Genomic DNA, 22,163 nt, shown 5'->3' on the forward strand with positions numbered 1-22,163 from the left:
GTGCTGCGCGACATCGAGAGCAAGCTTGCCGGTCTGGTCGAAGGAACCTTCGGCCGGATGTTCCGAAGCGAGGTCACCCCCGCTGAGCTGGCCCGTGGGCTGGCTCGGGAGATGGAGGCCACGCGGCGCCAGGGTCTCGACCGCACGTGGGTCGCCCACCACTACGACGTGTTCCTCTCCCCCGCCGACCACCAGCGCATCTCCTCCGGTGCGGCGCAGCTCGCCGACGAGCTCGCCGCGAGCCTCGTCGTCCACGCGCGGGAGCAGCGCTTCGCCCTGCCGCACGCGCCGGAGATCGTCTTCCACCTCGGACCCGAGCTGCCGACGAGCCGGTACGGCATCCGCGCCCAGCACGACGAGGGACCGTCGGCCCGGGCCGCGGAGCCCGACCGCGCCCGCGCCCCCGAGCGCCGCCCGTCGAACACCGGGGGCGCGCCGCCGGTGCCGCGCCGGCGGGAGCCGGTCGACGCCCCGGCGCCGCGCCCCCGGCCGCGGGAGGGTGCCCGCCGGGCCGGGCCGTCCCCGATCGCGCTGGTCCTCGACGGCCGCATCGAGCCGGTCCCGTCCGCGGGCGGGACCGTCGGCCGCAGCCGCGACTGCGACGTCGTGATCTCGAGCGCCGAGGTCTCACGGCAGCACATGGAGCTCCGCCCCCGCGGCGACGGCTGGGTCGTCTTCGACCTCGGCTCCACCAACGGCGTGCGGGTCAACGGCCGGCAGGTCGGGGGCACCGGTGATCCGGGCGAGGTCCGCCCCGGCGACCGGATCGACCTCGGCACCGTGTCGATGACCGTGCGGGACGCCCCGTGATCCAGCCACCGCTGGCCGATCTCGTCGAGCCCGTCTCCGTCGCGCTGAAGTTCGCGATCGTCGGCGTGCTCTACCTGTTCCTCGCGTGGGTCGCGCGGTCGAGCATCGTCGACCTCGGACGGGGTGCCGTGGGTGCCGTGGCGCCCGGTGTGGCGGCCGGCGAGGGGCTCTCCGGCGGGGGTGGCGGCGAACCCCGGCTGCGCGTCGAGCGCGCGATCGGGCACCATCCCGGGGACGAGTACGACGTGGGCCCCGGTGCGGTCATCGGCCGCGGGGCCCAGGTCGAGATCCAGATCGAGGATCCGTACGCGTCCGGCAAGCACGCGCGACTGGTGCGACAGGCAGGGGTGGTGATCGTGGAGGATCTGAATTCGACGAACGGGACGTTCCTCAACGAGGAGCCGCTCGTGGGCGCCCAGCCGCTGCAGCTCGGCGACCGGATCCGCATCGGCGACACCGAGTTCACCTACCTGGACGACTGAGTGCTTCGCGTCATCGAATACGCCCAGCGGACCGACACCGGCCGCGTGCGCCCCGCCAACGAGGACTCGTTCCTCGCGCGGACGCCCCTGTTCGCGGTCGCCGACGGCATGGGCGGAGCGCAGGCCGGCGAGGTCGCGTCCCGCATGGCGGTCGAGGTCCTCCACGAGGGCCTCGGCGAGCGCAGCGGCGGCACGGTCGCCGAGCGCCTGCGCGACCAGGTGGTCGAGGCGAACCAGCGGATCCACGAGCGCGCGCAGAGCGACAGCCGCAACGCCGGCATGGGCACGACGCTCACGGCCGCGTACGTCGACGAGCGGCACCTGGTCGTCGTGCACGTCGGCGACAGCCGGCTGTACCGCCTGCGGGGCGGCGAGCTCGAGCGCCTCACCCGCGACCACTCGCTCGTCGAGGAGCTCGTCCGCCAGGGCCGGCTGACGCCCGAGGAGGCCGCGGAGCACCCGCAGCGCTCGATCATCACCCGCGCGCTCGGCCCCGAGTCCGAGGTCGCGGTCGACTCCGAGGTCCTGCGCGTGCAGGACCGCGACGTCTTCATGGTCTGCAGCGACGGCCTCACGGCGATGCTGTCGGACCAGAAGATCGGCGACATCATGACCTCGCGGCCCGACGGGTCGCTCGAGGGCGACCTGCCGTTGCAGGTGTACGTCGACGCGCTCGTCGACGCCGCCAACGACGCCGGCGGCCGCGACAACATCACCGTCCTCCTGTTCCGGGTCGAGGGCGACGACACGCCCGGCACGCTCGGCGGCGCGACCGGCGCGGGCGTGCCGATCGGAGAGCAGCCGACGGGCTCCCACCCCGGCCCCGACGCCGAGCAGGCGACGGCGGTCATGCCGGTCGTCACCGCGGCGGACCTCGAGCGCGAGGCCGGCGACGACGCGCCGCGACCGCGGTCCCTCGTCGAGCTGGCCGACGGCCCCGACGCGGCGGGCGGGCCGCGCTCCCCGCGTCCCGGGCAGAAGAAGCGCCGCCGCGGCCTGCGCGCCGGGCCGTTCATCGTGCTCTTCCTCATCGCCTGCGTCCTGACGGGCGGCTACTTCGCGTCGCAGACCGTCTACTTCGTCGGCAGCTACAAGGGCCTGGTCACGGTCTACCGCGGGCTCCCGTACGACCTGCCCGCCGGCGTCCGCCTGTACTCCGCGAACTACCCGTCGTCGGTGCCGGTCGACGAGGTCGACCCGCGGATCCGCAAGCGCCTGTTCGACCACCGGATCAGGTCGCTCGGGGACGCCAACGACCTGGTCTCGCGTCTGGAGCGCGGCGAGGTCGTCAAGCCGTGAGCGCCCGCAACCGCGAGGCTCTCGCGCTGTTGCCCTCCGCGCTGCTGGTGACCGCCGGCTTCGCGGCGATCTTCCTCAAGCGCGACGCCTTCCTCTCCGACGCCTCGCTGACGTACGGCGGGGTGTTCCTGGCGCTGTGCCTCGTCGGGCACCTCGTCGTCCGCTTCACGGCGCCGAACGCCGATCCGTACCTCTTCCCGCTGGTGGCGGTGCTCGCGTGCTTCGGGCTCGTCGAGCTGTACCGGATCGACGAGAGCTTCGCCCGGCTGCAGGCGCAGTGGTTCGTCGTCGGGCTCGGCCTGTTCGCCGTGACGATGGTGATGCTGAAGGACCTCCACCTGCTGGAGCGCTACCGGTACACGATCGCGTTCGGGTCGATCCTGCTCCTGATCCTGCCGCGCCTGCCCGGCATCGGCGGCGCCAGCAACGGCGCGTACCTGTCGATCAACGTCGGGCCCCTCTCGTTCCAGGCCGCCGAGTTCGCGAAGATCGGCATCGTCATCTTCCTCGCCAGCTACCTGCGGGACACCCGCCAGGTGCTGATCCACGGGGGGCGCAGGTTCCTCGGGATGTCGTTCCCGCCGCTCCGGCACTTCGGGCCGCTGCTGGCGATCTGGGGCGTCGCGATGATGCTCCTGATCTTCATCCGCGACCTCGGGTCGTCGGTGATGTTCTTCGGGGCGTTCCTGGCCCTGCTCTACGTGGCGACGGGCAAGAAGCGGTTCCCCGTGATCGGGCTCGGCGCCTTCGCGCTGGGGGCCTACGTCGTCGGCGGCCGCGTCGGGCACGTGCAGGACCGCGTCGAGGCGTGGCGTCACCCCTTCGACCCCGAGCTGTTCCAGCAGACCGGCGGCAGCGCCCAGCTCGCCCAGTCGCTCTTCGCGCAGGCCGACGGCGGGCTGTTCGGGCGCGGCTTCGGGCAGGCCGAGATCGGGCTCACCGACCAGAACGGCGTGATCGGCACGACGCTCCTGCCGGCGGCGAAGAACGACCTCATCTACTCGCTGATCACGAACGAGACCGGGCTGCTCGGCGCGACCGCGATCCTGCTCGCCTACCTGCTGATCATCAACCGCGGCTTCCGCGTGGCGACGCTCGCCCGCGACCCGTTCTCCAAGCTGCTGGCGACCGGGCTGACGTCGGTCTTCGCGCTCCAGGTCTTCGTGATCGTCGGCGGCGTCACGAAGGTGATCCCGCTGACCGGCGTGACGCTGCCGTTCATCTCCTACGGCGGGTCGTCGATCATGGCCAACTTCGTGCTGCTGGCGCTCCTGATGCGCCTGTCCGAGGACGCGAGGCGTCCCACGTGAACAGCTCGATCCGCAACCTGTTCGTCCTGTTCGTCGTCCTCTTCGGCGTGCTCGTCGCGTTCACCTCGCGCTGGACGGTCTTCGAGGACAAGGGCCTCCGGACCGACGCCCTGAACAACCGCGACGTGATCCGGGCGTCCCGGGTGCCGCGCGGCAAGATCCTCGCCGCCGACGGGACGGTGCTCGCGCGCAGCAAGAGCGTGAAGTCCCGCGACACCGGCAACCGCTACTACCAGCGCGTCTACCCGCAGGGCAGCCTCTACGCCGCCACCGTCGGCTTCAGCGACCAGACCCTCGGGCAGCAGGCGGGGCTGGAGCGCTCGCAGAACGACTTCCTCTCGGGCAAGGCGGTGAAGCTCGCCACCGCGGTGAACAAGCTGATCCAGGGCGACCAGCGCGGTGACGACGTCCGCACCACGCTCGAGCCGTCCGTGATGAAGGCCGCGGTCCAGGGGCTGAACGGCCGCGCCGGGTCCGTCGTCGCGCTCGAGCCGAAGACCGGCAAGGTCCTCGCGATGGTCACGGTGCCGAGCTACGACCCCGACGACCTGATCGCCGGTGGTGACGCCGCCAAGAGCGAGGCCTACCGCAAGACGCTGAAGAACGGGGCACTGCTGAGCCGCGCGACCCAGTTCCCGTACGTGCCGGGCTCGACGTTCAAGGTCGTCACGACCGCCGCGGCGCTGGACAGCGGCAAGTACACGCCCGACACGCTCGTCAACGGCGCGAACAATCAGACGTTCTCGAGCGTGCCGCTCGGCAACTTCGGCGGGGAGGACCCGGGCATGGTCACCGTCCGCCAGGCCCTCGTGCAGTCGGTCAACGGGGCGTTCGGCAACATCGCCGTCGACCTCGGCGGCCGGGCGCTGCAGACGGCGATGGAGAAGTTCGGCTTCGACTCCCGGCCGCCGCTGGACCTCCCGGAGGACCAGGTCCGCCGGTCGGGCATCCTGCGCAAGGACAAGCTGATCAAGGCGTACAGCAAGTACGTCGACCTCGCCCGCACGGGGATCGGTCAGGACAAGCTCGGCGTCACGCCGTTGCAGATGGCGATGGTCGTCTCGGCCGTCGCCAACGACGGGAAGCTCATGAAGCCGCACCTCGTGGACCGCGTGACCGACGCCGACGGGCGCGTGCAGGAGCAGGTCGAGCCCGAGACGTACAAGCAGGCGATGAAGGCGTCGACCGCCGCGTCGCTGCGCAGCATGATGGCCAACGTCGTCGACGAGGGCACCGGCGCGCAGGCGAACCTCGGGACCGGGGTGAAGGTCGGCGGCAAGACCGGCACGGCCGAGCTCGGCAACGTCACCGCCGGCATCAACAACCTCTGGTTCATCGGCTTCGCACCCGTGGAGGACCCGAAGGTGGCCGTCGCCGTGATCGTCGAGAAGAGCGCCGGCCAGGGCGGGCAGGTCGCCGCCCCGATCGCCAAGACCGTGATCCAGTCCGCCCTCGACGCGGGGGCCGGACGATGAGCCGGGTGCACGTGGTCCGGTGCGGCGGGCATCATGGGACGTCGGTACGACCCACGGACGGAGCAGGACGATGAACAGGGTCGGACAGACGATCGACGGGCGCTACCTCGTGGAGCGCCGCCTGGGCACGGGCGGCATGGCCGAGGTCTACGGGTGCGAGGACCTCCAGCTGGGGCGGCACGTCGCCCTGAAGGTGCTGCACGAGCAGCTCGCCGAGGATCCCGACGTCGTCGCGCGGTTCCGCCGGGAGAGCCAGTCCGCCGCCGGCCTGCAGCACCCGCACATCGTCTCGGTCTTCGACCGCGGGGACTGGGACGGCATCCCGTACATGGCGATGGAGCTCGTCGACGGGGTGACGCTCAAGGACGTCATCCGCGACCAGGCACCGCTGGACCCGATCAAGACGATCGACCAGATCTCGCAGGTCCTCGATGCGCTGCGCTACGCCCACAAGCGCGGGCTCGTCCACCGCGACATCAAGCCGCAGAACGTCCTCGTCGGACCCGACGGCGACCTGAAGGTCGCCGACTTCGGCATCGCCCGCGCCGTCGACGACCTGCAGATGACGCAGACCGGCATGATCGTCGGCACCGCGCACTACCTCTCGCCCGAGCAGGCCTCCGGGCAGCCGATCACGCCGTCCGCCGACCTCTACGCCGTCGGCGTCGTGCTCTTCGAGATGCTGACGGGGCGGATGCCGTTCGACGGCGACCAGCCCGTCGCGATCGCGCTGAAGCACGTCAACGAGGACCCGCCGGCGCTCTCGATCGTCAACCCCGAGATCCCCGCGGACCTCGAGTACGTCGTCCTGAAGGCGATGTCGAAGCAGCCGGAGGACCGGTTCGAGGACGCCGAGGAGTTCGTCGCCGCCCTCCAGGCGGTCCGGCACCGCATCGTCTCCGGCGCGCCCGTCCCCGCGCAGCCTGCGCTCGCCGCCGCCAACGCGGCCGCGCTCGCCCAGCAGCCGACCGGGGGCTGGCTCCAGCCCGCCGCCGGGATGGCCGTCCCCGCCGGGGTCTCGCCCGAGGACGCCCGAGAGGCCGCGGAGGCCCGCAAGCGGCGCAACTGGACGATCGCGATCGTCGGTGGCCTCGCGACCGTCGTCGTGCTCGCGCTGATCGGCTACCTCGCCTTCGGCCGGATGGAGACCGTCCCGAACGTCAAGGACCGCACCTTCGAGGCGGCCCGTCAGACGCTCGAGTCCCGGGGCTTCAAGGTCGTCCAGGACCAGGCGCAGGCGAGCACCAGCGTCCCGCGGGGTCGGGTGATCGAGCAGTCGCCCGGCGCGCGGAAGAAGGTCCGGCGTGGGACGGAGGTGCGGCTCGTGGTCTCCAGCGGCCCGCAGGCCGCGACCGTGCCGAACGTCGCGGGCCTCAGTCTGGACGACGCGAAGGCGAAGCTGCGCGAATCGGGGTTCACGCGGTTCACGGACGCCCGGGCGTCGAACGAGACGATCTCGGCGGGCCGGGTCATCGGCACGTCCCCGTCCGCCAACGCGTCCGCGGACACCCGCGAGAGCATCGTGATCCAGGTCTCGCAGGGTCCGGCGCGGGAGGGCACGACCACCACGACCCCCGCCACGGCGCAGGTGACCGTTCCGAATCTCGACGGCCTGACGCGGGCGAAGGCCGAGGACGCGCTGAAGGCGGCAGGGCTGACCGGGACGTTCACCGATCGCGAGAGCGACGAGACCGCCGGCACCGTGATCGAGCAGAACCCCGGCACCCGCTCGCAGGTCGACAAGGGCTCGAACGTCTCGGTGACGCTCGCCAAGGCGCCGGCGGACGAGGGCGACACCGACGTGACGGTCCCGAACCTCGAGGGCCGCAGCCGGTCCGCGGCGTCGTCGGCGCTCCGGAAGCTCGGTCTGAAGCCGACGGTCAAGACGCAGACGACCACCACGCAGTCGGAGGACGGCCAGGTGATCGACCAGCAGCCCAACGGTGGGAAGGTCGCGAAGGGCTCGACCGTGACGCTGACCGTCGGCGCGTACGAGGCCCCGACGACGACCGACGAGACCCCGTCGACCGGGCAGGACGGCGCGGCCGACCCATCGCCGTCGCCCGGGGCGTCCTCCGGGGCGTCGAGCTCGCGGAGCGCCGACCAGACGCCGAACGCCACCGTCCGCGTGCGGTCCGGGAGCGGCGCGTGAGCCGGGTCGCGGTCCTCGGCGGCGGCCGGTCGTCGGAGCACGACGTCTCGGTCCGCTCGGCGGCGGCGGTCGCCGCCGGCCTGCGGGCCGCCGGGCACGACGTCGTGGAGATCCACCTCCCACGCGACGGGTCCTGGACGCTGCGCGAGTCCGGCGCGCCGGTGCCGCTCACGCCCGGCGGCGGCCTGCTGGACTGCGAGGTCGTCTTCCCGGTGCTGCACGGGCCGTTCGGCGAGGACGGCACCGTCCAGGGGCTGCTCGACCTGCTCGACGTCCCGTACGTCGGGTCGCCGGTGCTCGGGTCCGCGGTCTGCATGGACAAGCTCCTGTTCAAGGACCTCATGCACACGGCCGGGATCCCCCAGGTCGCCTACGAGGCCGTCCACGCCCGCGACTGGGTCCGCGACCGGGACGCCGTGCTGGCCCGGGTCGCGGGGCTCGGCCTGCCCGCCTGGGTCAAGCCGTCCCGAATGGGGTCGTCCGTCGGGATCGCCCCGGCGCGGACCGTCGAGGAGCTGGCCCCCGCGATCGAGGTGGCGCTCCGCCACGACGCGCGCGTGATCGTCGAGGCCTCCGCCGTGGGCGTCGAGGCCGAGACCGCCGTCCTGGGCTCCGGCGACGATCCGACGGTGTCCGAGATCGGGCAGATCGTGCTGACCAGCACGGATCCGGACGCCTGGTACGACTACGAGGCGAAGTACACGCCCGGCGGGATGGAGCTCCGCGTCCCCGCGCCGATCAGCCCGACGGCGAAGGCCCGGGTGCAGGAGCTGGCGGCGAAGGCGTTCACGCTCTCGTGCTGCGACGGCCTGGCGCGTGCGGACTTCTTCGTCGACGGCGAGAACGTCCTCCTGAACGAGCTGAACACCCTCCCCGGCTTCACCGAGACCTCCGCGTACGGGAAGCTCTGGGAGGCCACGGGCGTCGCCTACCCCGACCTGGTGTCGCGGCTGGTGGCCCTGGCGCTGCAGCGCCACTCGCGGGAGCGCGCGCAGGCGTTCTAGTCGGCTCGCGGGTCCCGCTCGGGCTCAGCGCGGCTTCTGCAGCGTCATCGCGCCGATCGCGACCTTCGACGGGCCGCTCGTGACCGGCGGGAGCTTCGTGATCCACAGGAGGTAGTAGCGGTAGCGCCTGCCGTTCGTGGACAGCGGGATCGCGTCGTCCCCCGCCTTCGCATCCGTCAGCTTCCCGACCTCGACCCAGCGCTGGTCGTCGCGGGTCGTGGGGACGTCGCCGTCGGGCGCCGCGAGGACGGTGGCGTCCCAGCCGGCGGAGGGCGTCGTCAGGTCGAGCTTCGTGGCGGCGACCGTCCTGCCGGCCGCCCCGACGTCGAGGTAGATCCCGACGCCGGACTTCGCGCCGAACGACCCGTTCGAGTAGCCCTCGGTGTCCCAGACCGTCGACTGGTCGCCGTCGAGGACGCGGGCGGTCTTGTCGGCGTGCTCGTTCCCGTCGCCCGGCGACGGGTCGTAGTCGTGCGCGGCGTCGGCGTCGAGCGAGATCGCCTGCGACCCGGTCGCGACCGGCGTGCGCGGCTTCTGGCCGGTGCCCCGGGTGGTGTTGTCGCCGAGGAAGAGGAACCCGGCGGCCGCGAACGCCGCGACGACCGCGAGGACGGCGACGAGCAGCACCGAGCGGCGGCCCGGGCGCAGGTTCGCGCGGCTCTGCTGCTCCTGCGGGAGGCTGCGGAAGACGGCCGTGGCCTCGCCCGTCGTCTCGCCGCGGCGGCCGGCCTCGATCGTGAGGACGTCCTCCAGGTCGGCGACGAGCTCCTCCGTGCCGAGGTAGCGGACGTCGAGGGACTTGGCGGTCGCGCGGTCCACCACGGCGGCGAGGGCGGTGCCGATCGACGGCCGGAGCTGCTGGACGTCCGGGAGCTCCTCGCGGACGTGCTTCATCGCGACGGCGACCTGGTTCTCGCCGTGGAACGGGATGTCGCCGATCAACATCTCGTAGAGGACGATCCCCAGCGAGTAGACGTCGCTCTGGCCGTCGACGTCGTGGCCCATCGCCTGCTCGGGCGACACGTAGTCGGTGGTGCCCAGGACGCGCCCGTCGGCGGTCAGGCCGTGCTCCTCGAGGGTCCGGGCGATGCCGAAGTCGGTGACCTTGGCGACGCCCTCCTCGTTGATCAGGACGTTCTGCGGCTTGACGTCGCGGTGGACGATGTTGCGCTCGTGCGCCGCGCCGAGGGCCCGGGCGATCTCGATCGCGTACGCGACGGCCTCCGTCACCGGCAGGCGGCCCGCCCGCTGGACGCGCTCCTTCAGCGTCTCACCCTTGACGTGCTCGAAGACGATGAACGGGGTGTCCTCGTCCTCGCCGGCGTCGATCACCTGCACGATGTGCGGGTGGTTCAGGCGGGCGACGGCGCGGGCTTCCCGGCTGAAGCGCTCCAGCTGCTCGGAGTGCTCCGCGAGGTTGCGGTGCATCAGCTTGATCGCGACCGTGCGCTCCAGCACGGTGTCGAAGGCGCGGTAGACCGTCGACATCCCTCCAGAGCCGATCTGGGCCTCGAGGCGGTAGCGGTCCGCGAGCAGTGTGCCGACGTCGATGGTCACCCGTTGGCACCCATTGTGCGGGTCGGGAGCGGGTTCGTGTCCGGTCGTCGGCGGTCCACGGCCGATCGGGAGCGACCGGGGACCGGGGCGACGGATCCGCGAAGGCGGGATCGGGCGTCCGGGAGGGGCTCCACAGCAGGGATCTTGCCCGTTTCCGCGCTCCACCGCACCCGTCGGGCGCTCGATCCCGGGACGCACGGGGGCTTGCAGGGGCGGGGCGGGCCGACAGGCCGACAGTGAACCGGCGTCGGCGGTCCACTGTCGGGTTCTCCGCCGTGGAGACGGGAAACCCGCCTGTGGGCCTCGAGCCGTTCCTCGTTGTCGGGTTTCAGGGCTCGACCCGGGCCCCGGCGTCCAACGTGGTGTCGGGGCCTGCGCTTAGGCTCGATGTCGTCCCGGCGGCCGATCCTCCGTCCCGGCGGCCGCGTGCCGTGTCACAGGATCGGCGCGCCCCCGCACTACCCAGGTGATGGCGGAGCCACCCCACAGCGCCTTGGCCCGCAGCCGGCGCGATCCCGAGGCGTTCTCCGCGTTCTACGCCGAGGAGGCACCGCGCATGGTCGTGTTCTTCGCCCGACGGGTGCTGGACCCCGAGACCGCGCTCGACCTGACCGCGGAGACGTTCGCCGCGGCGTTCGTGTCCCGCCGGAGCTTCCGCGGCCGGGAGCAGCGCCAGGCCCGCGCGTGGCTCAGGACGATCGCGGAGCGCCAGCTCGCCGCCTACCTGAAGCGCGGCTACGCGGACCGGGCGATGCGTCGCCGCCTCGGGATCGAGCGCCCCGCCGCCACCAACGAGGAGCTGCAGCGCGTCGACGAGCTCGCCGCCCTGGAGGGCCTGCGCGAGGCCGTCGCCCGCGAGCTCCTCGACCTGCCTGCGGGCGAGCGCGAGGCCGTGCGCCTCCGCGTCGTCGACGAGCTCGAGTTCGGGGAGATCGCCGAGCGGCTGACGATCACCGAGGCGGCGGCGCGCCAGCGGGTCTCCCGGGCGCTCAGGCGGCTCGGGGAGCGGCTGCGGGCGAGCGGCGAGGGGGTGGTGGCGTGAGCCGGGGAGACGAACAGGTGCGGAGGCCGCCGGTGCCGACGCTCGACGACGTGCCCTCCCTGCGGGAGTTCGGTGCGCGGCTGGTCGCCGCCGACGAGCGCTCCGTGGCACGGCGGCGACGCGGGACCACGACGGTCGCGGCACTGGCCGGCGCGATCGTCGCGGCCGCGAGCTTCACCGGGGCCGCCGCGGTCGCCCTGACCGCGGCGACGGGGAGCCCGGTCCCGTCGTTCGCCCGGGGCGACGACACCGGGGTCTTCCCGGCGCCGGGCACGTCCCGGATCTCGACGGTCCGCGCGGCGGACCCCGGCTCCGGGCTCCCGTGGACGGTGCGGGTCGGCCGCTCCCGGGGCGGGCTCGTGTGCATCGGGGTGGGCCAGCTCGACGGGGCGTCGTTCGGGATCCGCGGGGCGGACGGCCGGTTCCGGACGACGTCGCCGATCGGCAGCGACGACTGCGGTCCGGCCCCGAGGGCGGCCGCGCCGGTGGTGGCGCTGCGCGGCTTCTCCGGTCCGCGGGCCGACGACCCGGCGGGAGCCGCGACCCTGGTCTTCGGCTCCGGCGGATCGGGGCTGCGCAGCGTGGTGGTCCGGGCAGGGGACGGTCGGGACCGGACGGCCAGGCCCGCGGCCGACGGCACGTTCGTCGTCGCGCTCCCCGGGTGGCCCGAGGGTGCGGCGTCGGCCGCGACGCTGCGCTGGGCGGATGGCCGCGAGCGCGTCGTCCGGCTGGGGCTGGCCGACGGCAACGCCCCGGATCCCTCCGGGATGTTCTCGTGGTCCAACGACGCGCTCTTCCGGGTCCACGTCCACGGTCGCAACAGCCCCCGCGGATGCCTGTCGCTGGTCCCGGTCCGGGTCTCCGGCCGCCGGCTCGGCACCCTGATCTGCGTCTCGCGCGTCGCCCGGCGGGCGCTCGTCCGCGACGTCCGGACCCCGGTCGACGGCGGTCGCCGCACGGTGGTCGCGCTCGAGACGCGGAAGGGCGAGCGGGTGACGGTCCGTGTGGGGAGGCGCGACTTCCCGGTCCTCGTCGGCATGACCGCCGACGATCCCCGACGGGTCGTCCGGACCAGGGACGGCCGTCGCGAGGTCGTCCGTCGGCCCGAGGCCGTCACGGGGCCGCGCGCCGCCATCGCGATCCTCCCGGCCGGGGTCGCGCCCGGCGAGATCGACGTCCGGGTCGTCCGGGACGGGCGGAGCACGCAGATCACCGACGTCCGAGGAGCAGGCCGATGACGTTCACGCACCAGCTCCGGAGGATCGTGCCGGCGGCGATCGCCGCCGGCGTGCTCGCAGGAGGCATCGCCGCGGCCCTCGACCAGGACTCGCCCGCGGCCCCGAGGGGCGGAGGCGCCGCCGGGGAGCTGCCCACGGAGCGGGGGCCCCTGAGGACGGCGCTGCCCGGCGTCGGCCTCCCGACGTCCCGGACGCCGGCGCTCCCGATCGTCTATCCGAAGATCCGCGGAACCGCGGCGCGCGTCGTCGCCACCGTCCCGGACCCCTACGGGGGCCCGCGGTGGGCGGTCCGCACCTTCCGCCGCCCCGACATCCGGTTCCTGCCCGGCCCGCGCCGGGTCCGGAGGGGGACGCTCGACTGCGCGCAGGTCGGGCGGATGCTGGGCGGCCGCTTCGTCTGGATCCTCCCCGGAGCCAGGCGGGCCGTCGACGTCCCCGTCGGGACGACGGACAACACGGTGTGCACCGACCTCGGCCGGGCCGGGACCGTGGACGTCCTCCGGATCCCGGTCGGTCGGGCCGGCGCGTCGCGGCCGACCGTGGCCGCGACGATCGTCTGGGGCCTGACCAGGCACGCCGGCGCACGCGCCGAGCTGCGGAACGCCACGTCGGTGACCCCGCTCCCCGACGTCGGCGGCGGGGCGCGCCTCGTCGTGCGCAGGGGGGACGTGCCGCTCGGCGGGCGCACGCTCCGCGTCGACGGTCGGCGCGTGCGCGGGGGCATCGGCGCCCTGCCGCTGTTCGAGCCGGTGGGCCGGACGCGCATCGCGAACGCGCCGGTCGCCTCCGGACTCCGGATCGATGCGGTCGTCGCCGACCGTGCCGGGGACCGGCCGAGGCTCCTCGTGAGCGCCGCCCGTGACGGCTCGAGGTGCATCGGGCTCACGGGCTCGCTGGTCGGCGGTGAGGGCGTTCGCGTGGCGACCCGTCTCGGGGCGCTCCTGTCGTCGGGGGTCGCGTGCACGGTCCCGCCGCGCATGGCGACCCGCGGCTGGTCCCCCGTCGGCGGGTTCGCCGGGTCCGGCGGGGACAGCGCGTCGGCGGACCGCCGCCACACCCTCGAGCGTCGGGCGTTGCCCGGGTTCTCGGCGTCGATCGTCGCGGTTCCGCGCGACGTCGTCGAACTGGACGTCCAGGACGGCACGGGGCTCCGGACGGTCCGGACCGCGTCGCTCGGCGACATCCGGCTGGCGGTGTCCCTCGGCGGCGGCGACCTCCCGTTGCTGCCGATCTCGGCGGGGTTCCTGACCGGACAGAAGCGGGTCCTCGTCGGCCGGGACGCGACCGGCCGGACCGTCCGGCTGCCGGCCGCGCGGCTCGCGCAGCCCTGACCCGGATCGGCCGGTCCCGTGGGCGTCCCGACCTCGGGCCACCGCCGACCGTCGGCAGATCCCGACCGGGGCCACGGGCGCGGTGCGTGCCCTCGGCGTCGCCGCGCGCACCGGTGGTCGGTCCCCTCCCACCCCGCCCGTGCGCGAGACTCGCCCCATGCAGCGCCGCGTGCCCGCCGTCCTCACGCTCCTGGCCCTCTTCTGTGCCCCGGTGCTGGCCGGATGCGGTGACGACGACGCGCCGGAGGCGTCGTTCCCCACCGGCAGCACGACGACGGAGACGCCCGTGACCACCGCCCCCGACCCGTCGCCGCCGAAGACGCCCGCCGAGGGACAGGGCGATCCCGCCTCGCCGCGGACGGGTCCGGCCGCGCCGTCGTCGACGACGGCGCCGTCCGGGCCGACGGGCGAGCTCACGCCGCCCGGTGCGGAGCCCGCCCCGACGACCCCGGCGGAGACCACCGTCGAGCGGCCCGCGAAGCCCGTCTACTGCCCCGGCGAGGGTGGCGGCAAGTCGCCGAAGGCCAAGGACCGCTTCGACGCGCGCGACCTCCTCAGCCTGTCGACCGCCGAGGCGAAGGCGGTCGCGAAGAAGAAGGGGTGCGTCGTCCGGGTCGTGCGCCGCGACGGGGTCGACCTCGTGCGGACGATGGACTACTCGAACGCCCGCGTCAACGTGACGGAGACGAAGGGCCGGATCGTCCGGATCGGCGGGATCGGCTGAGCGGTCGGAGCCTCTGCGCCCACGCCGGGCCGGCGTCCGATGCTGCGTTCTCGTCGCCAGGCGACGAGAACGCAGAACCGGACGGACTCAGCCCTGCAGCGTGACGCCCCCCGGCGCCGTGCAGGTGCCCGGGCGGTCGGTGACCGTGCCGATGCGGCGGGTGCCGTGGTGGTGCTTCTCGAGGATCGCGACGGCCGTGTCGACCTGGTCCTCGGGGACGACGGCGACGAAGCCGCAGCCGTGGTTGAAGACCTCCCACATCTCGGCGTCGGAGACCTGACCGAGGCGCTGGATGAGGCCGAAGATCGGCGGGACCGGGAGCGGCTCGGTGACGTCGAAGCCCAGGCGGCCCGGCCCGAGGCGGACCAGGTTCAGCAGGCCGCCGCCGGTGATGTGGCTGAGGCCGCGGACGGCGACGCCGCTCTGGAGCAGCTCCACGATCGCCCGGACGTAGATGACCGTCGGCTCGAGGAGGGCATCGGCGATCGAGGCGCCGCCGAGCTCCTCCGGCGTGTCGTCGAGCGACAGGCCGCCGTCCTGCTGGAGCGCCTTGCGGGCCAGCGTGTAGCCGTTGGAGTGGATGCCGCTCGAGGGCAGGCCGATCATCGCGTCGCCCGGCTGGATCAGCTCGCCGGTGACCAGCTCGTCGAGCGCGACGGTCCCGATCGCGGTGCCGCAGAGGTCGAAGCCGTTCGGGTCCGGGTGACCGCGCAGGAGCTCCGGGAGGACGGCCAGCTCGCCGCCGGGGATCTCGATGCCCGCGTCCTCGGCGCCGGTCTTCAGGCCCCGGGCGATCGCGGCGAGGCGCTCCCCGTCGGGCTCCTGGACGGCGAGGTAGTCGAGCATCGCGATCGGCTCGGCGCCGACGCAGATGAGGTCGTTGACGTTCATCGCGATCGCGTCGATGCCGACGGTGTCCAGGCGGCCGGTCTCCTCCGCGACGATGAGCTTCGAGCCGACGCCGTCGGTGGCGATCGCGATCCCGAGGTTCGGGGCGACCCGCAGCACGCTCGCGTAGTGCCCGGAGGGCAGGACGGAGATCGAGGGCTTCCCGGTGTTGATCGTCCTCAGCACCGCGACGAGGGCCCCGACGCCCGCGTCGGACTGGTCCGTGTCGACTCCGGAGGCAGCGTAGGCGTCGCTCATCGCGGGGCATCTTCGCACCGATGGGATCCCCACCCCGCGCCGAGCCCGCCACTGGAGCGGACCTACGCACCGGTAGGGTCGCCCGCATGCCCGCCCCGAGTCCCGTCGAGCGCGTCCTGCCGCTGCTGGATCCGCCGGCCGCCGCGCCGCGGATCACGGACGGCTACCTCGACCTCTTGGCGCCCGAGGTGCCGGCGCGGGTCTCGATCGCCCAGCGCGCGATGCGCTCGACGATCGTCCCCCGGATCTACGAGCGGGCGTGGCGGCCGCTCCTGTTCCAGGCGTGGACCCTGCGGACCACGGGGAGCGAGCAGCGCCTGCAGCGCGAGCTCCTCGCCCCGCAGGACGGCGACGTCGCCCTCGACGTGGCCTGCGGCCCGGGGAACACGACCCGCCGGCTGCGCCGGACCTACGACGGCGGCCTGGTCGTCGGATTCGACTTCTCGGCGACGATGCTCGCCCGTGCCACCGCCGACACGTACGCCGACGGCATCGCGTACGTCCGCGGCGACGCGCACCGGCTGCCGTTCGCGGACGGATCGTTGGACCTCGTGTCCTGTTACGGCGCGCTCTACCTCGTCGAGGACCCGTTCCGCGTCGTCGACGAGCTCCTGCGCGTGCTCGCGCCGGGCGGACGCATCGCGCTGATGACCACGGTCGACCGCGGCCCCGCGCCGGTGCGGACGGTGGCTCGGCTCGGCGAGCCGGTGATCGGGCTCCGCACCTTCGCGCCGGACGCGTTCACCGCGCGGTTCGAGCAGGACGGGCTCGAGGACGTCCGCCGGGTGACGTCCGGGTGGTCGCAGACGGTGGCGGGGCGGGCGCCCGCGACGTAGGGGTCGGGGGTCGCCGCAGGGCCGACCCGGCGGGCGGCCCGCGTTCGCCCGCGGCCCGCATCCGCCCGCTTCCGGCGCGTGGCCCGCGTCCGCCCGCCGCGCGCGGCCGCACCCGGCGCGAGCCCGGCATCCGGCGCGACGCCCACGGCCGGTGCCTCGTCGCCCGCCTCAGCCCGCCGCCTCCTCCAGCATCTCGGTCCAATAGGCGATCCACGCGCGCTCGGACAGGACTCCCGCCCGCAGGGTGAGCCCCGGACCGCGCGCGACGCCCTCGCCCGCGGCCGCTCCGGCCTCGATCAGGCGCTCGTACTCCTCGAGCTTCGCCCGGTGCTGCGGGAGCTGGGTGCGGGCGACGACCGCCGGGTCGGCGCCGAAGAAGACCGCGAGGAGTGCCGGGGTGCGGAGCTCGCCCAGGTCGACGGGCGGGTCGGCGACCCAGGCGTCGAGCGCGGCCACGCCGGCGGGTGTCACCGCGTAGGACTTGCGCCGTCGTCCGCCGGGCTCCTGTTCGACGTCCGCGAGCCCCCGGGCGACGAGCCGGTCCGGCTCGGCGTACAGCTGGGAGTGCGGGACCGACCAGAAGTTGCCGACGCTGCCCGCCACGCCCTGCTTCAGGTCGTAGGGCGTCGCGCGGCCGGCGAAGCGCAGCAGCCCGAGCACGATGACCTGGGCGGGGCTCAGCGGCTCCGGCGGGGGCGTGGAGGCGTCTGGCGGGGGCGTTCCGGGCGTCACGGTTGACAACAGTCCAAAATGGAAGGTACGGTTTGGAGCATCCTGATCGGACGGTCCTGGAACCGTACCGGTCGCCCCCGCGGTCCGCCGGTGCGCGGCCCGACCCCCGATCCCCGAACTCCGGATCCAGGAGCCCCCGTGCCCCCCGCCCCGCAGACCGCCCCCTCGCGACCGACCGCCCCGCCCGCACAGGCGCTCGGCTTCTCGGACCTGACCGAGGAGGTCGTCCTCGACCGCCTCGAGACCACCGGAACCGTCCCGGACTGGCTGACGGGGACCCTGATCCGGACGGGTCCCGCCCGGTGGGACCTGGCCGACGGCTCCGTCTCGCACTGGTTCGACGGTCAGGCCGTGCTGCACCGGTTCTCGTTCGCGGACGGCGCGGTCTCGTACGCCGACCGGCTCCTGCGGGGCCGGGCCGGGACGGCGTACGAGCAGACCGGCCGGCTGGCGTACCGGGAGTTCGCGAGCGACCCATGCCGGACGCGGTTCCAGCGCGTGGCGAGCATGTTCCGTCCCGACCTGTCGGACAACGGCGCCGTCAACGTCGGTCGCCTGGGCGACCGCTGGCTCGCGATGACGGAGACGCCGATGGCGGTCGAGTTCGACCCGCGGACGCTCGAGACGCTCGGCGTGCACCGGCGCGCCCCCGACACGAGCCTCCCGAACGCCCACCCGCACCACGACGACGGGACCGGCGAGATGCTCGACCTCCGGGTCGTCCTCGGGCCCCGCTCCCGGTACGACGTCGTCGCCCGATCCGCCGACGAAGGCGAGCGGCGGATCGGCTCGATCCCGGCGCCCCGTCCCGGCTACCAGCACTCCTTCGGCCTGACGCCGGGCCACGTCGTCGTGTCCGAGAGCCCGTTCGTCGTGTCGCCCCTGCGGCTCGCCACGTCCGGCCGGCCCTTCATCGACAACTACCGCTGGGAGCCCGAGCGCGGGACGCGGCTCTGGGCCGTCGACCGCGCGACGGGCGAGACCCGGGGCCCGTGGACGGCGCCCGCGATGTTCTGCTTCCACCACGTCAACGCCTTCGAGGACGACGGCGCGATCGTCGTGGACCTCCTCGCCTACGAGGACGCGCAGGCGGTGGAGTCGCTGCGGCTGGACCGCCTGCGGGCCGGCGGGGGCCTCGCGCTGCCGACGCTCGAGCGCTACGTGCTGCGGGACGAGGCGCGGGACGTCGTCCCGCGGCGGCTCGCGGACCGGCCCTTCGAGCTTCCTCGGATCGACGGTCGGCATCGCGGTCGGCCCTACGACGTGGTCTTCGGTGCCGGCGACCGCAGCACGCCGGGGTTCTTCGGCGCCGTGACCCGGACCGCGATCTCGGACGGGACGACCGTGGCCTGGGAGGATCCGGACGGCTTCGCCGGGGAGCCGGTGTTCGTCCGTCGTCCCGACGCGACGGCCGAGGGCGACGGGGTCCTGCTGACCGTCGTCCTCGAGCCGGAGCACGCGGCCTCGTCGCTGGTCGTCCTCGACGCGACCGACCTGACGGAGATGGCCCGGGCACGGGTCCCCCACCACGTCCCGTTCGGCTTCCACGGGCAGTTCGCCCGGGACGTCTGACCGCGGTCCCGGAACCGACCGCGGGGCCTCAGCGTCGCCAGCGGCAGTCGGCCGCCGCCAGCGCGCCGGCCAGGAGGACCCGGTAGCCGGCGAACGGCCACAGCGGCAGGCCCTCGAGCGTGCGCCGGGCCATCGGGGCCGCGACGACGCCGGAGAGCGCGCCCGTCGTCGTCACCGCGACGAGCGGGGTCAGGTGCTTCGGGTCGATCGTGCCGTCGCGGAGGCGGATCCCCAGGCGGACGACCTTCAGCGCCGTCGCGCCGCCCACGGCCGGCACCGCGAGCGCCGCGGAGATCTTGCCCGAGGCCTCGCGGGAGAACCCGCGCAGCCGGGCGGCGACCAGCACGGCGCCGCTCCGGGAGATGCCCGGCCAGAGGGCCGCGGCCTGTGCGGTGCCGATCAGGACCGCGTCGACGACCGTCCCGTCCTCCCACGGGCGGCCGGGGCCGTGGGGGGTGCCTGCTGCCGCGACCCGTCCGGTGGTGTCCGACGGACCACCCGAGGCGACACCGTCCCGCACCGCGACGCGGGGGTCGCTCGCGTCGCGGGCCGCGGCGGAGGGCGCCTCGCCCGGCGCAGCGTCGTGGCCCGCCTCGCCCGGGGTGCCCGACCCGCCCACCGACGACGTTCCGCGGGCCACCGGATCGCGCCGCCGACGGTCGATCGCGCCACCCGGCGCCACCGCGTCGGCCACGAGCATCGCCGCGGACCCGGCCACGAGCCCCATCGCGATCGTCCGGTCGCCGCCGAGGTGCCGCTCGATCTGGCGCTCGAGGGTCAGGGCGCCGACGACCGCCGGGACGGAGGCGGCGACGATCCGCAGGCCGGTCAGGGCCGCCAGCCGGGGCTCGCGCAGCACGCCGGCGGTCGCCTTCACGGCCTCGCCCCGAAGGCCGATCGTCAGGCCCAGCAGGGTCCCGGCGTGGGCGCCGACCTCGACGCTCTTGGCGACCTCCGGGTCGGCCGGCCGGCGGCCACGACGCCCCGCGGCGAGGCGCGCGACGAACGCGACGTGCGCCGACGAGGACACGGGGAGTGCCTCGGCCGGCCCGTGGAGCGCGCCGGCGAGGAGCGCGGCCGCGAGGCTGCGGCGCGGGCTGAGCTGCGGGGTCGGCGTCGGCAGGGCGGTCACGGTCCGGCAGGCTACGCCTCCCGCAGGCGGGTGGTCCCGGTGGTCGACGGATCGCGCGTGAAGACCCGGCCCGTACCCTTGACCGATGGCCGTGCCGCTCTTCGACACCGCGACCGCGCTCGCGCCGCTCCGCCGCGAGCTCGACGAGGCGCTCCTGCGGGTCGCGGCCGACGGGCGCTTCGTCCTGGGGCCCGAGACGCAGGCGTTCGAGCGCGAGTTCGCCGACTGGATCGGCGCGGAGCACGCGATCGGCGTCGCCAACGGCACCGAGGCGATCACGATCGCGCTGCGGGCCCTCGGCGTCGGGCCGGGGGACGAGGTCGTCGTGCCGTCGTTCACGTTCTGGGCCAGCGCCGAGGCGATCCCGCCGACCGGGGCCACGCCGGTGTTCTGCGACGTCGACCGCGAGACGATGTGCGTCACCGCCGACACGGTGAGGGCCGCCGTCACGCCGCGGACGAAGGCGGTGATCGCCGTCCACCTGTTCGGGAACGTCGCCCCGATCGACGAGATCCGCGCCGTCACCGGGCTCCCGGTGCTCGAGGACGCCGCGCAGGCCGCCGGGTCGACCCTGACCGAGGACGGCGACCCGACCGGCAGGCACGGCGTCCGCCGCCCGGGCGCGCTGGGCGACGTCGCGACGTTCAGCTTCTACCCGTCGAAGAACCTCGGCGGGTTCGGGGACGGCGGCGCGATCACGACCTCCGACGCCGAGGTCGCCGAGAAGGTCCGCACCCTGCGCTTCCACGGCAGCGCCGACAAGGTCGACTACGCCCTGATCGGCTACAACAGCCGCCTCGACGAGCTCCAGGCCGCCGTCCTCCGGGTCCAGCTCCCGCACCTCGACCGCTGGGCCGGGCACCGCGCCGCGACGCACGTGCGGTACCACCGGGCCGGGCTCGACGAGCTCGTCGAGGTCCCGGTCGCGGCCCCCGGGGCGACGCCGGCGTGGCACATCTACGTCGTCCGGTCCGAGCGGGCGGACGAGCTCGCCGCCGGCCTGAACGAGCGCGGGATCGGCGCCCGCGGCTACTACCGCACCCCCGTGCACCGCCAGCCGCCGATGGCCGCCTTCCAGCCCGACGGCCTCGCGGACCTGCCCGTCACCGACGAGCTCGCGCGCACCCACCTGGCGCTCCCCGTGAGCGCGACGATCACCGAGGAGCAGGTCGGCGAGGTCGTCGCGGCGGTCGGGGCCGTGCTGGCGTGATGCTCCGGCGCGGGACCGAGGGTGCGCCGCCGGTTCCCCGCGCCGGTCGGCCGCGCACCGCGTCGCCGGACCCGGGTGCCGGCACGCGCCCCGACCGGCGGCGACGGGTGCCCGGCGGGCTCGCACTGGGCGCGGCCGTCGCGGTGCTCCTGACCGGCTGCGGCGGCGGAGGTGACGACACGCCGCCGCCGACGACCACGAAGGCCGGCGACCCGGCCCTCGTCGCCCCGGACCCGGCCGCGCCGGGCACCGCGTACCTCGCGCTCGGCGACTCGCTCGCCCAGGGGGTCCAGCGGAAGGCGACGTTCGCGACGAGCCGCGAGGGCTATCCCGACCAGCTCGCGACCGCGCTGGAGGACGCCGGCACGCCCGTGACCCTCAGCCGGATCGGCTGCTCGGGCGCCACCGTCTCCAGCCTGCTGCAGGGGGGCCGGGACTGCACCCCCGCCGCCCCGGTCGCGATGCCGTACGAGAACCGCGACGCCGCGACGAGCCAGCTCGCCTACGCCGAGACGTACCTGAAGGCCCGCGGCGACCGTCCGACCCTCGTGACGATCGACATCGGGGCGAACGACCTGATCGGCTGCGCGGGCATCGACCCGGAGCAGGTCCGCTCCTGCTTCGCGGACGGCCTGCCCCGCGTCCGCACGGAGCTGCGCGAGGTCGCCCGCCGGCTGCGCGACGCGGCCGGCGAGCGGACCGTCCTCGCGGCGATGACCTACTACGACCCCGCCGTCGCACTCGTCCGGCAGCGGCTCGCGAAGCCCGCTGCGCTGGCGTTCCACGAGATCGTGCGGGAGCAGGCGAACCCCACGATCCGGCGGACGTTCGCGGCGGAGGGGTTCGTCGTCGCGCGCGTCGACCGGGCGTTCGGCAGCGACGGCGCCGCCACCGACGAGGCGGTCGACACCACCTGCCGCCTGACCCGGCTCTGCGGCACGGGTCAGGACTTCCACCCCAACGCCGAGGGGTACCGGCGGATCGCCGACGCGTTCCTCGAGGTCGTACGGACGCCGGTGAAGGCCGCGGCGGGCGGGTAGCCCGCGGCGCGCGTCCGTCCGCCCTCGAGATCACCCGCCGCCCACCCGTACCCCTGCCGTCCGCCCGTCCC

General features: G+C 74.5%; 19 protein-coding genes. 15 read left to right on the plus strand and 4 right to left on the minus strand.

The annotated features are described in order from the left end of the window. The 7 genes from PATMI_RS36470 to PATMI_RS0105855 all read left to right on the plus strand — a co-directional run bounded on the left by PATMI_RS36470 (position 1) and on the right by PATMI_RS0105855 (position 8,532). Complete coding sequence (locus PATMI_RS36470; protein ID WP_026910201.1) at positions 1–810, plus strand: FHA domain-containing protein; 810 nt, start codon at positions 1–3, stop codon at positions 808–810. Further along, on the plus strand, positions 807–1,292 hold the full coding sequence (locus PATMI_RS0105830) for an FHA domain-containing protein (RefSeq protein WP_026910202.1): 486 nt from the start codon (positions 807–809) through the stop codon (positions 1,290–1,292). Before PATMI_RS36470 ends, PATMI_RS0105830 begins: the two co-directional genes overlap by 4 nt. Continuing rightward, a complete protein-coding gene (locus PATMI_RS33975) occupies positions 1,293–2,591 on the plus strand; it encodes a Stp1/IreP family PP2C-type Ser/Thr phosphatase (RefSeq protein ID WP_051471109.1) in 1,299 nt (432 codons plus the stop codon). Continuing rightward, positions 2,588–3,901, plus strand: a complete 1,314-nt coding sequence (locus tag PATMI_RS0105840) for an FtsW/RodA/SpoVE family cell cycle protein (RefSeq protein ID WP_026910203.1) — start codon at positions 2,588–2,590, stop codon at positions 3,899–3,901. Before PATMI_RS33975 ends, PATMI_RS0105840 begins: the two co-directional genes overlap by 4 nt. Continuing rightward, a complete protein-coding gene (locus tag PATMI_RS0105845) occupies positions 3,898–5,376 on the plus strand; it encodes a peptidoglycan D,D-transpeptidase FtsI family protein (protein WP_026910204.1) in 1,479 nt (492 codons plus the stop codon). Before PATMI_RS0105840 ends, PATMI_RS0105845 begins: the two co-directional genes overlap by 4 nt. Positions 5,377–5,446: 70 nt before the next feature. Next, a complete protein-coding gene (gene pknB, locus PATMI_RS27750; RefSeq protein WP_051471110.1) occupies positions 5,447–7,528 on the plus strand; it encodes a Stk1 family PASTA domain-containing Ser/Thr kinase in 2,082 nt (693 codons plus the stop codon). Then, on the plus strand, positions 7,525–8,532 hold the full coding sequence (locus PATMI_RS0105855) for a D-alanine--D-alanine ligase family protein (protein WP_026910205.1): 1,008 nt from the start codon (positions 7,525–7,527) through the stop codon (positions 8,530–8,532). The genes pknB and PATMI_RS0105855 overlap by 4 nt, the downstream gene beginning before the upstream one ends. Before the next feature lie 24 nt (positions 8,533–8,556). Here PATMI_RS0105855 and PATMI_RS0105860 read toward each other — a convergent pair whose 3' ends face one another. Beyond that, complete coding sequence (locus PATMI_RS0105860) at positions 8,557–10,089, minus strand: protein kinase domain-containing protein (protein WP_026910206.1); 1,533 nt, start codon at positions 10,087–10,089, stop codon at positions 8,557–8,559. 469 nt (positions 10,090–10,558) lie between these two features. Between PATMI_RS0105860 and PATMI_RS27755 the strand changes: the two genes are divergently transcribed. From PATMI_RS27755 to PATMI_RS33980, 4 genes are all read left to right on the plus strand, one after another. After that, the gene (locus tag PATMI_RS27755) at positions 10,559–11,131 is read left to right on the plus strand and encodes an RNA polymerase sigma factor (protein WP_051471111.1); all 573 of its coding nucleotides are present in this window, start codon (positions 10,559–10,561) and stop codon (positions 11,129–11,131) included. A gap of 50 nt (positions 11,132–11,181) precedes the next feature. Further along, positions 11,182–12,369 (plus strand): hypothetical protein, encoded by a 1,188-nt coding sequence (locus PATMI_RS0105870; RefSeq protein ID WP_157260630.1) that lies wholly within the window; start codon positions 11,182–11,184, stop codon positions 12,367–12,369. Further along, positions 12,366–13,700, plus strand: coding sequence for a hypothetical protein (locus PATMI_RS0105875; RefSeq protein WP_026910208.1), 1,335 nt, complete (start codon positions 12,366–12,368; stop codon positions 13,698–13,700). The genes PATMI_RS0105870 and PATMI_RS0105875 overlap by 4 nt, the downstream gene beginning before the upstream one ends. Before the next feature lie 157 nt (positions 13,701–13,857). Further along, positions 13,858–14,424, plus strand: coding sequence for a hypothetical protein (locus PATMI_RS33980; RefSeq protein ID WP_026910209.1), 567 nt, complete (start codon positions 13,858–13,860; stop codon positions 14,422–14,424). Positions 14,425–14,511: 87 nt separating this feature from the next. Here the strand turns inward: PATMI_RS33980 and purM are convergent, their stop codons facing one another. Then, the gene (gene purM, locus PATMI_RS27765; protein WP_051471112.1) at positions 14,512–15,570 is read right to left on the minus strand and encodes a phosphoribosylformylglycinamidine cyclo-ligase; all 1,059 of its coding nucleotides are present in this window, start codon (positions 15,568–15,570) and stop codon (positions 14,512–14,514) included. Between the two features lie 86 nt (positions 15,571–15,656). Between purM and PATMI_RS0105890 the strand changes: the two genes are divergently transcribed. Next, entirely contained in the window at positions 15,657–16,406 is a 750-nt protein-coding gene (locus PATMI_RS0105890) for a class I SAM-dependent methyltransferase (RefSeq protein ID WP_026910210.1), read from the plus strand. Positions 16,407–16,574: 168 nt separating this feature from the next. Here PATMI_RS0105890 and PATMI_RS0105895 read toward each other — a convergent pair whose 3' ends face one another. Then, positions 16,575–17,138 carry a PadR family transcriptional regulator gene (locus PATMI_RS0105895; protein WP_211241702.1) on the minus strand — a complete coding sequence of 188 codons (564 nt, stop codon included), beginning with the start codon at positions 17,136–17,138 and terminating at the stop codon, positions 16,575–16,577. Positions 17,139–17,276: 138 nt separating this feature from the next. Here PATMI_RS0105895 and PATMI_RS0105900 point away from each other — a divergent pair, with 138 nt between their 5' ends. Then, complete coding sequence (locus tag PATMI_RS0105900) at positions 17,277–18,710, plus strand: carotenoid oxygenase family protein (RefSeq protein WP_051471114.1); 1,434 nt, start codon at positions 17,277–17,279, stop codon at positions 18,708–18,710. A gap of 28 nt (positions 18,711–18,738) precedes the next feature. Here PATMI_RS0105900 and PATMI_RS33985 read toward each other — a convergent pair whose 3' ends face one another. Further along, positions 18,739–19,842, minus strand: a complete 1,104-nt coding sequence (locus tag PATMI_RS33985; protein ID WP_026910213.1) for an undecaprenyl-diphosphate phosphatase — start codon at positions 19,840–19,842, stop codon at positions 18,739–18,741. A gap of 85 nt (positions 19,843–19,927) precedes the next feature. Here PATMI_RS33985 and PATMI_RS0105910 point away from each other — a divergent pair, with 85 nt between their 5' ends. Further along, positions 19,928–21,052, plus strand: coding sequence for a DegT/DnrJ/EryC1/StrS family aminotransferase (locus PATMI_RS0105910; protein WP_026910214.1), 1,125 nt, complete (start codon positions 19,928–19,930; stop codon positions 21,050–21,052). A gap of 107 nt (positions 21,053–21,159) precedes the next feature. Then, a complete protein-coding gene (locus PATMI_RS0105915) occupies positions 21,160–22,092 on the plus strand; it encodes an SGNH/GDSL hydrolase family protein (RefSeq protein WP_169738334.1) in 933 nt (310 codons plus the stop codon). The last annotated feature ends 71 nt before the right edge of the window (positions 22,093–22,163 follow it).

The organism is Patulibacter minatonensis DSM 18081, assembly GCF_000519325.1.
Classification (GTDB): domain Bacteria; phylum Actinomycetota; class Thermoleophilia; order Solirubrobacterales; family Solirubrobacteraceae; genus Patulibacter; species Patulibacter minatonensis.

Excerpts from the sequence above, each read along its gene's own strand:
- PATMI_RS0105890 (WP_026910210.1), top strand. The coding sequence starts at position 15,657 with ATGCCCGCCCCGAGTCCCGTCGAGCGCGTCCTGCCGCTGCTGGATCCG.
- PATMI_RS0105875 (WP_026910208.1), top strand. The coding sequence starts at position 12,366 with ATGACGTTCACGCACCAGCTCCGGAGGATCGTGCCGGCGGCGATCGCC.
- PATMI_RS33980 (WP_026910209.1), top strand. The coding sequence starts at position 13,858 with ATGCAGCGCCGCGTGCCCGCCGTCCTCACGCTCCTGGCCCTCTTCTGT.
- purM (WP_051471112.1), bottom strand. The coding sequence starts at position 15,570 with ATGAGCGACGCCTACGCTGCCTCCGGAGTCGACACGGACCAGTCCGAC.
- PATMI_RS0105910 (WP_026910214.1), top strand. The coding sequence starts at position 19,928 with ATGGCCGTGCCGCTCTTCGACACCGCGACCGCGCTCGCGCCGCTCCGC.
- PATMI_RS27755 (WP_051471111.1), top strand. The coding sequence starts at position 10,559 with ATGGCGGAGCCACCCCACAGCGCCTTGGCCCGCAGCCGGCGCGATCCC.
- pknB (WP_051471110.1), top strand. The coding sequence starts at position 5,447 with ATGAACAGGGTCGGACAGACGATCGACGGGCGCTACCTCGTGGAGCGC.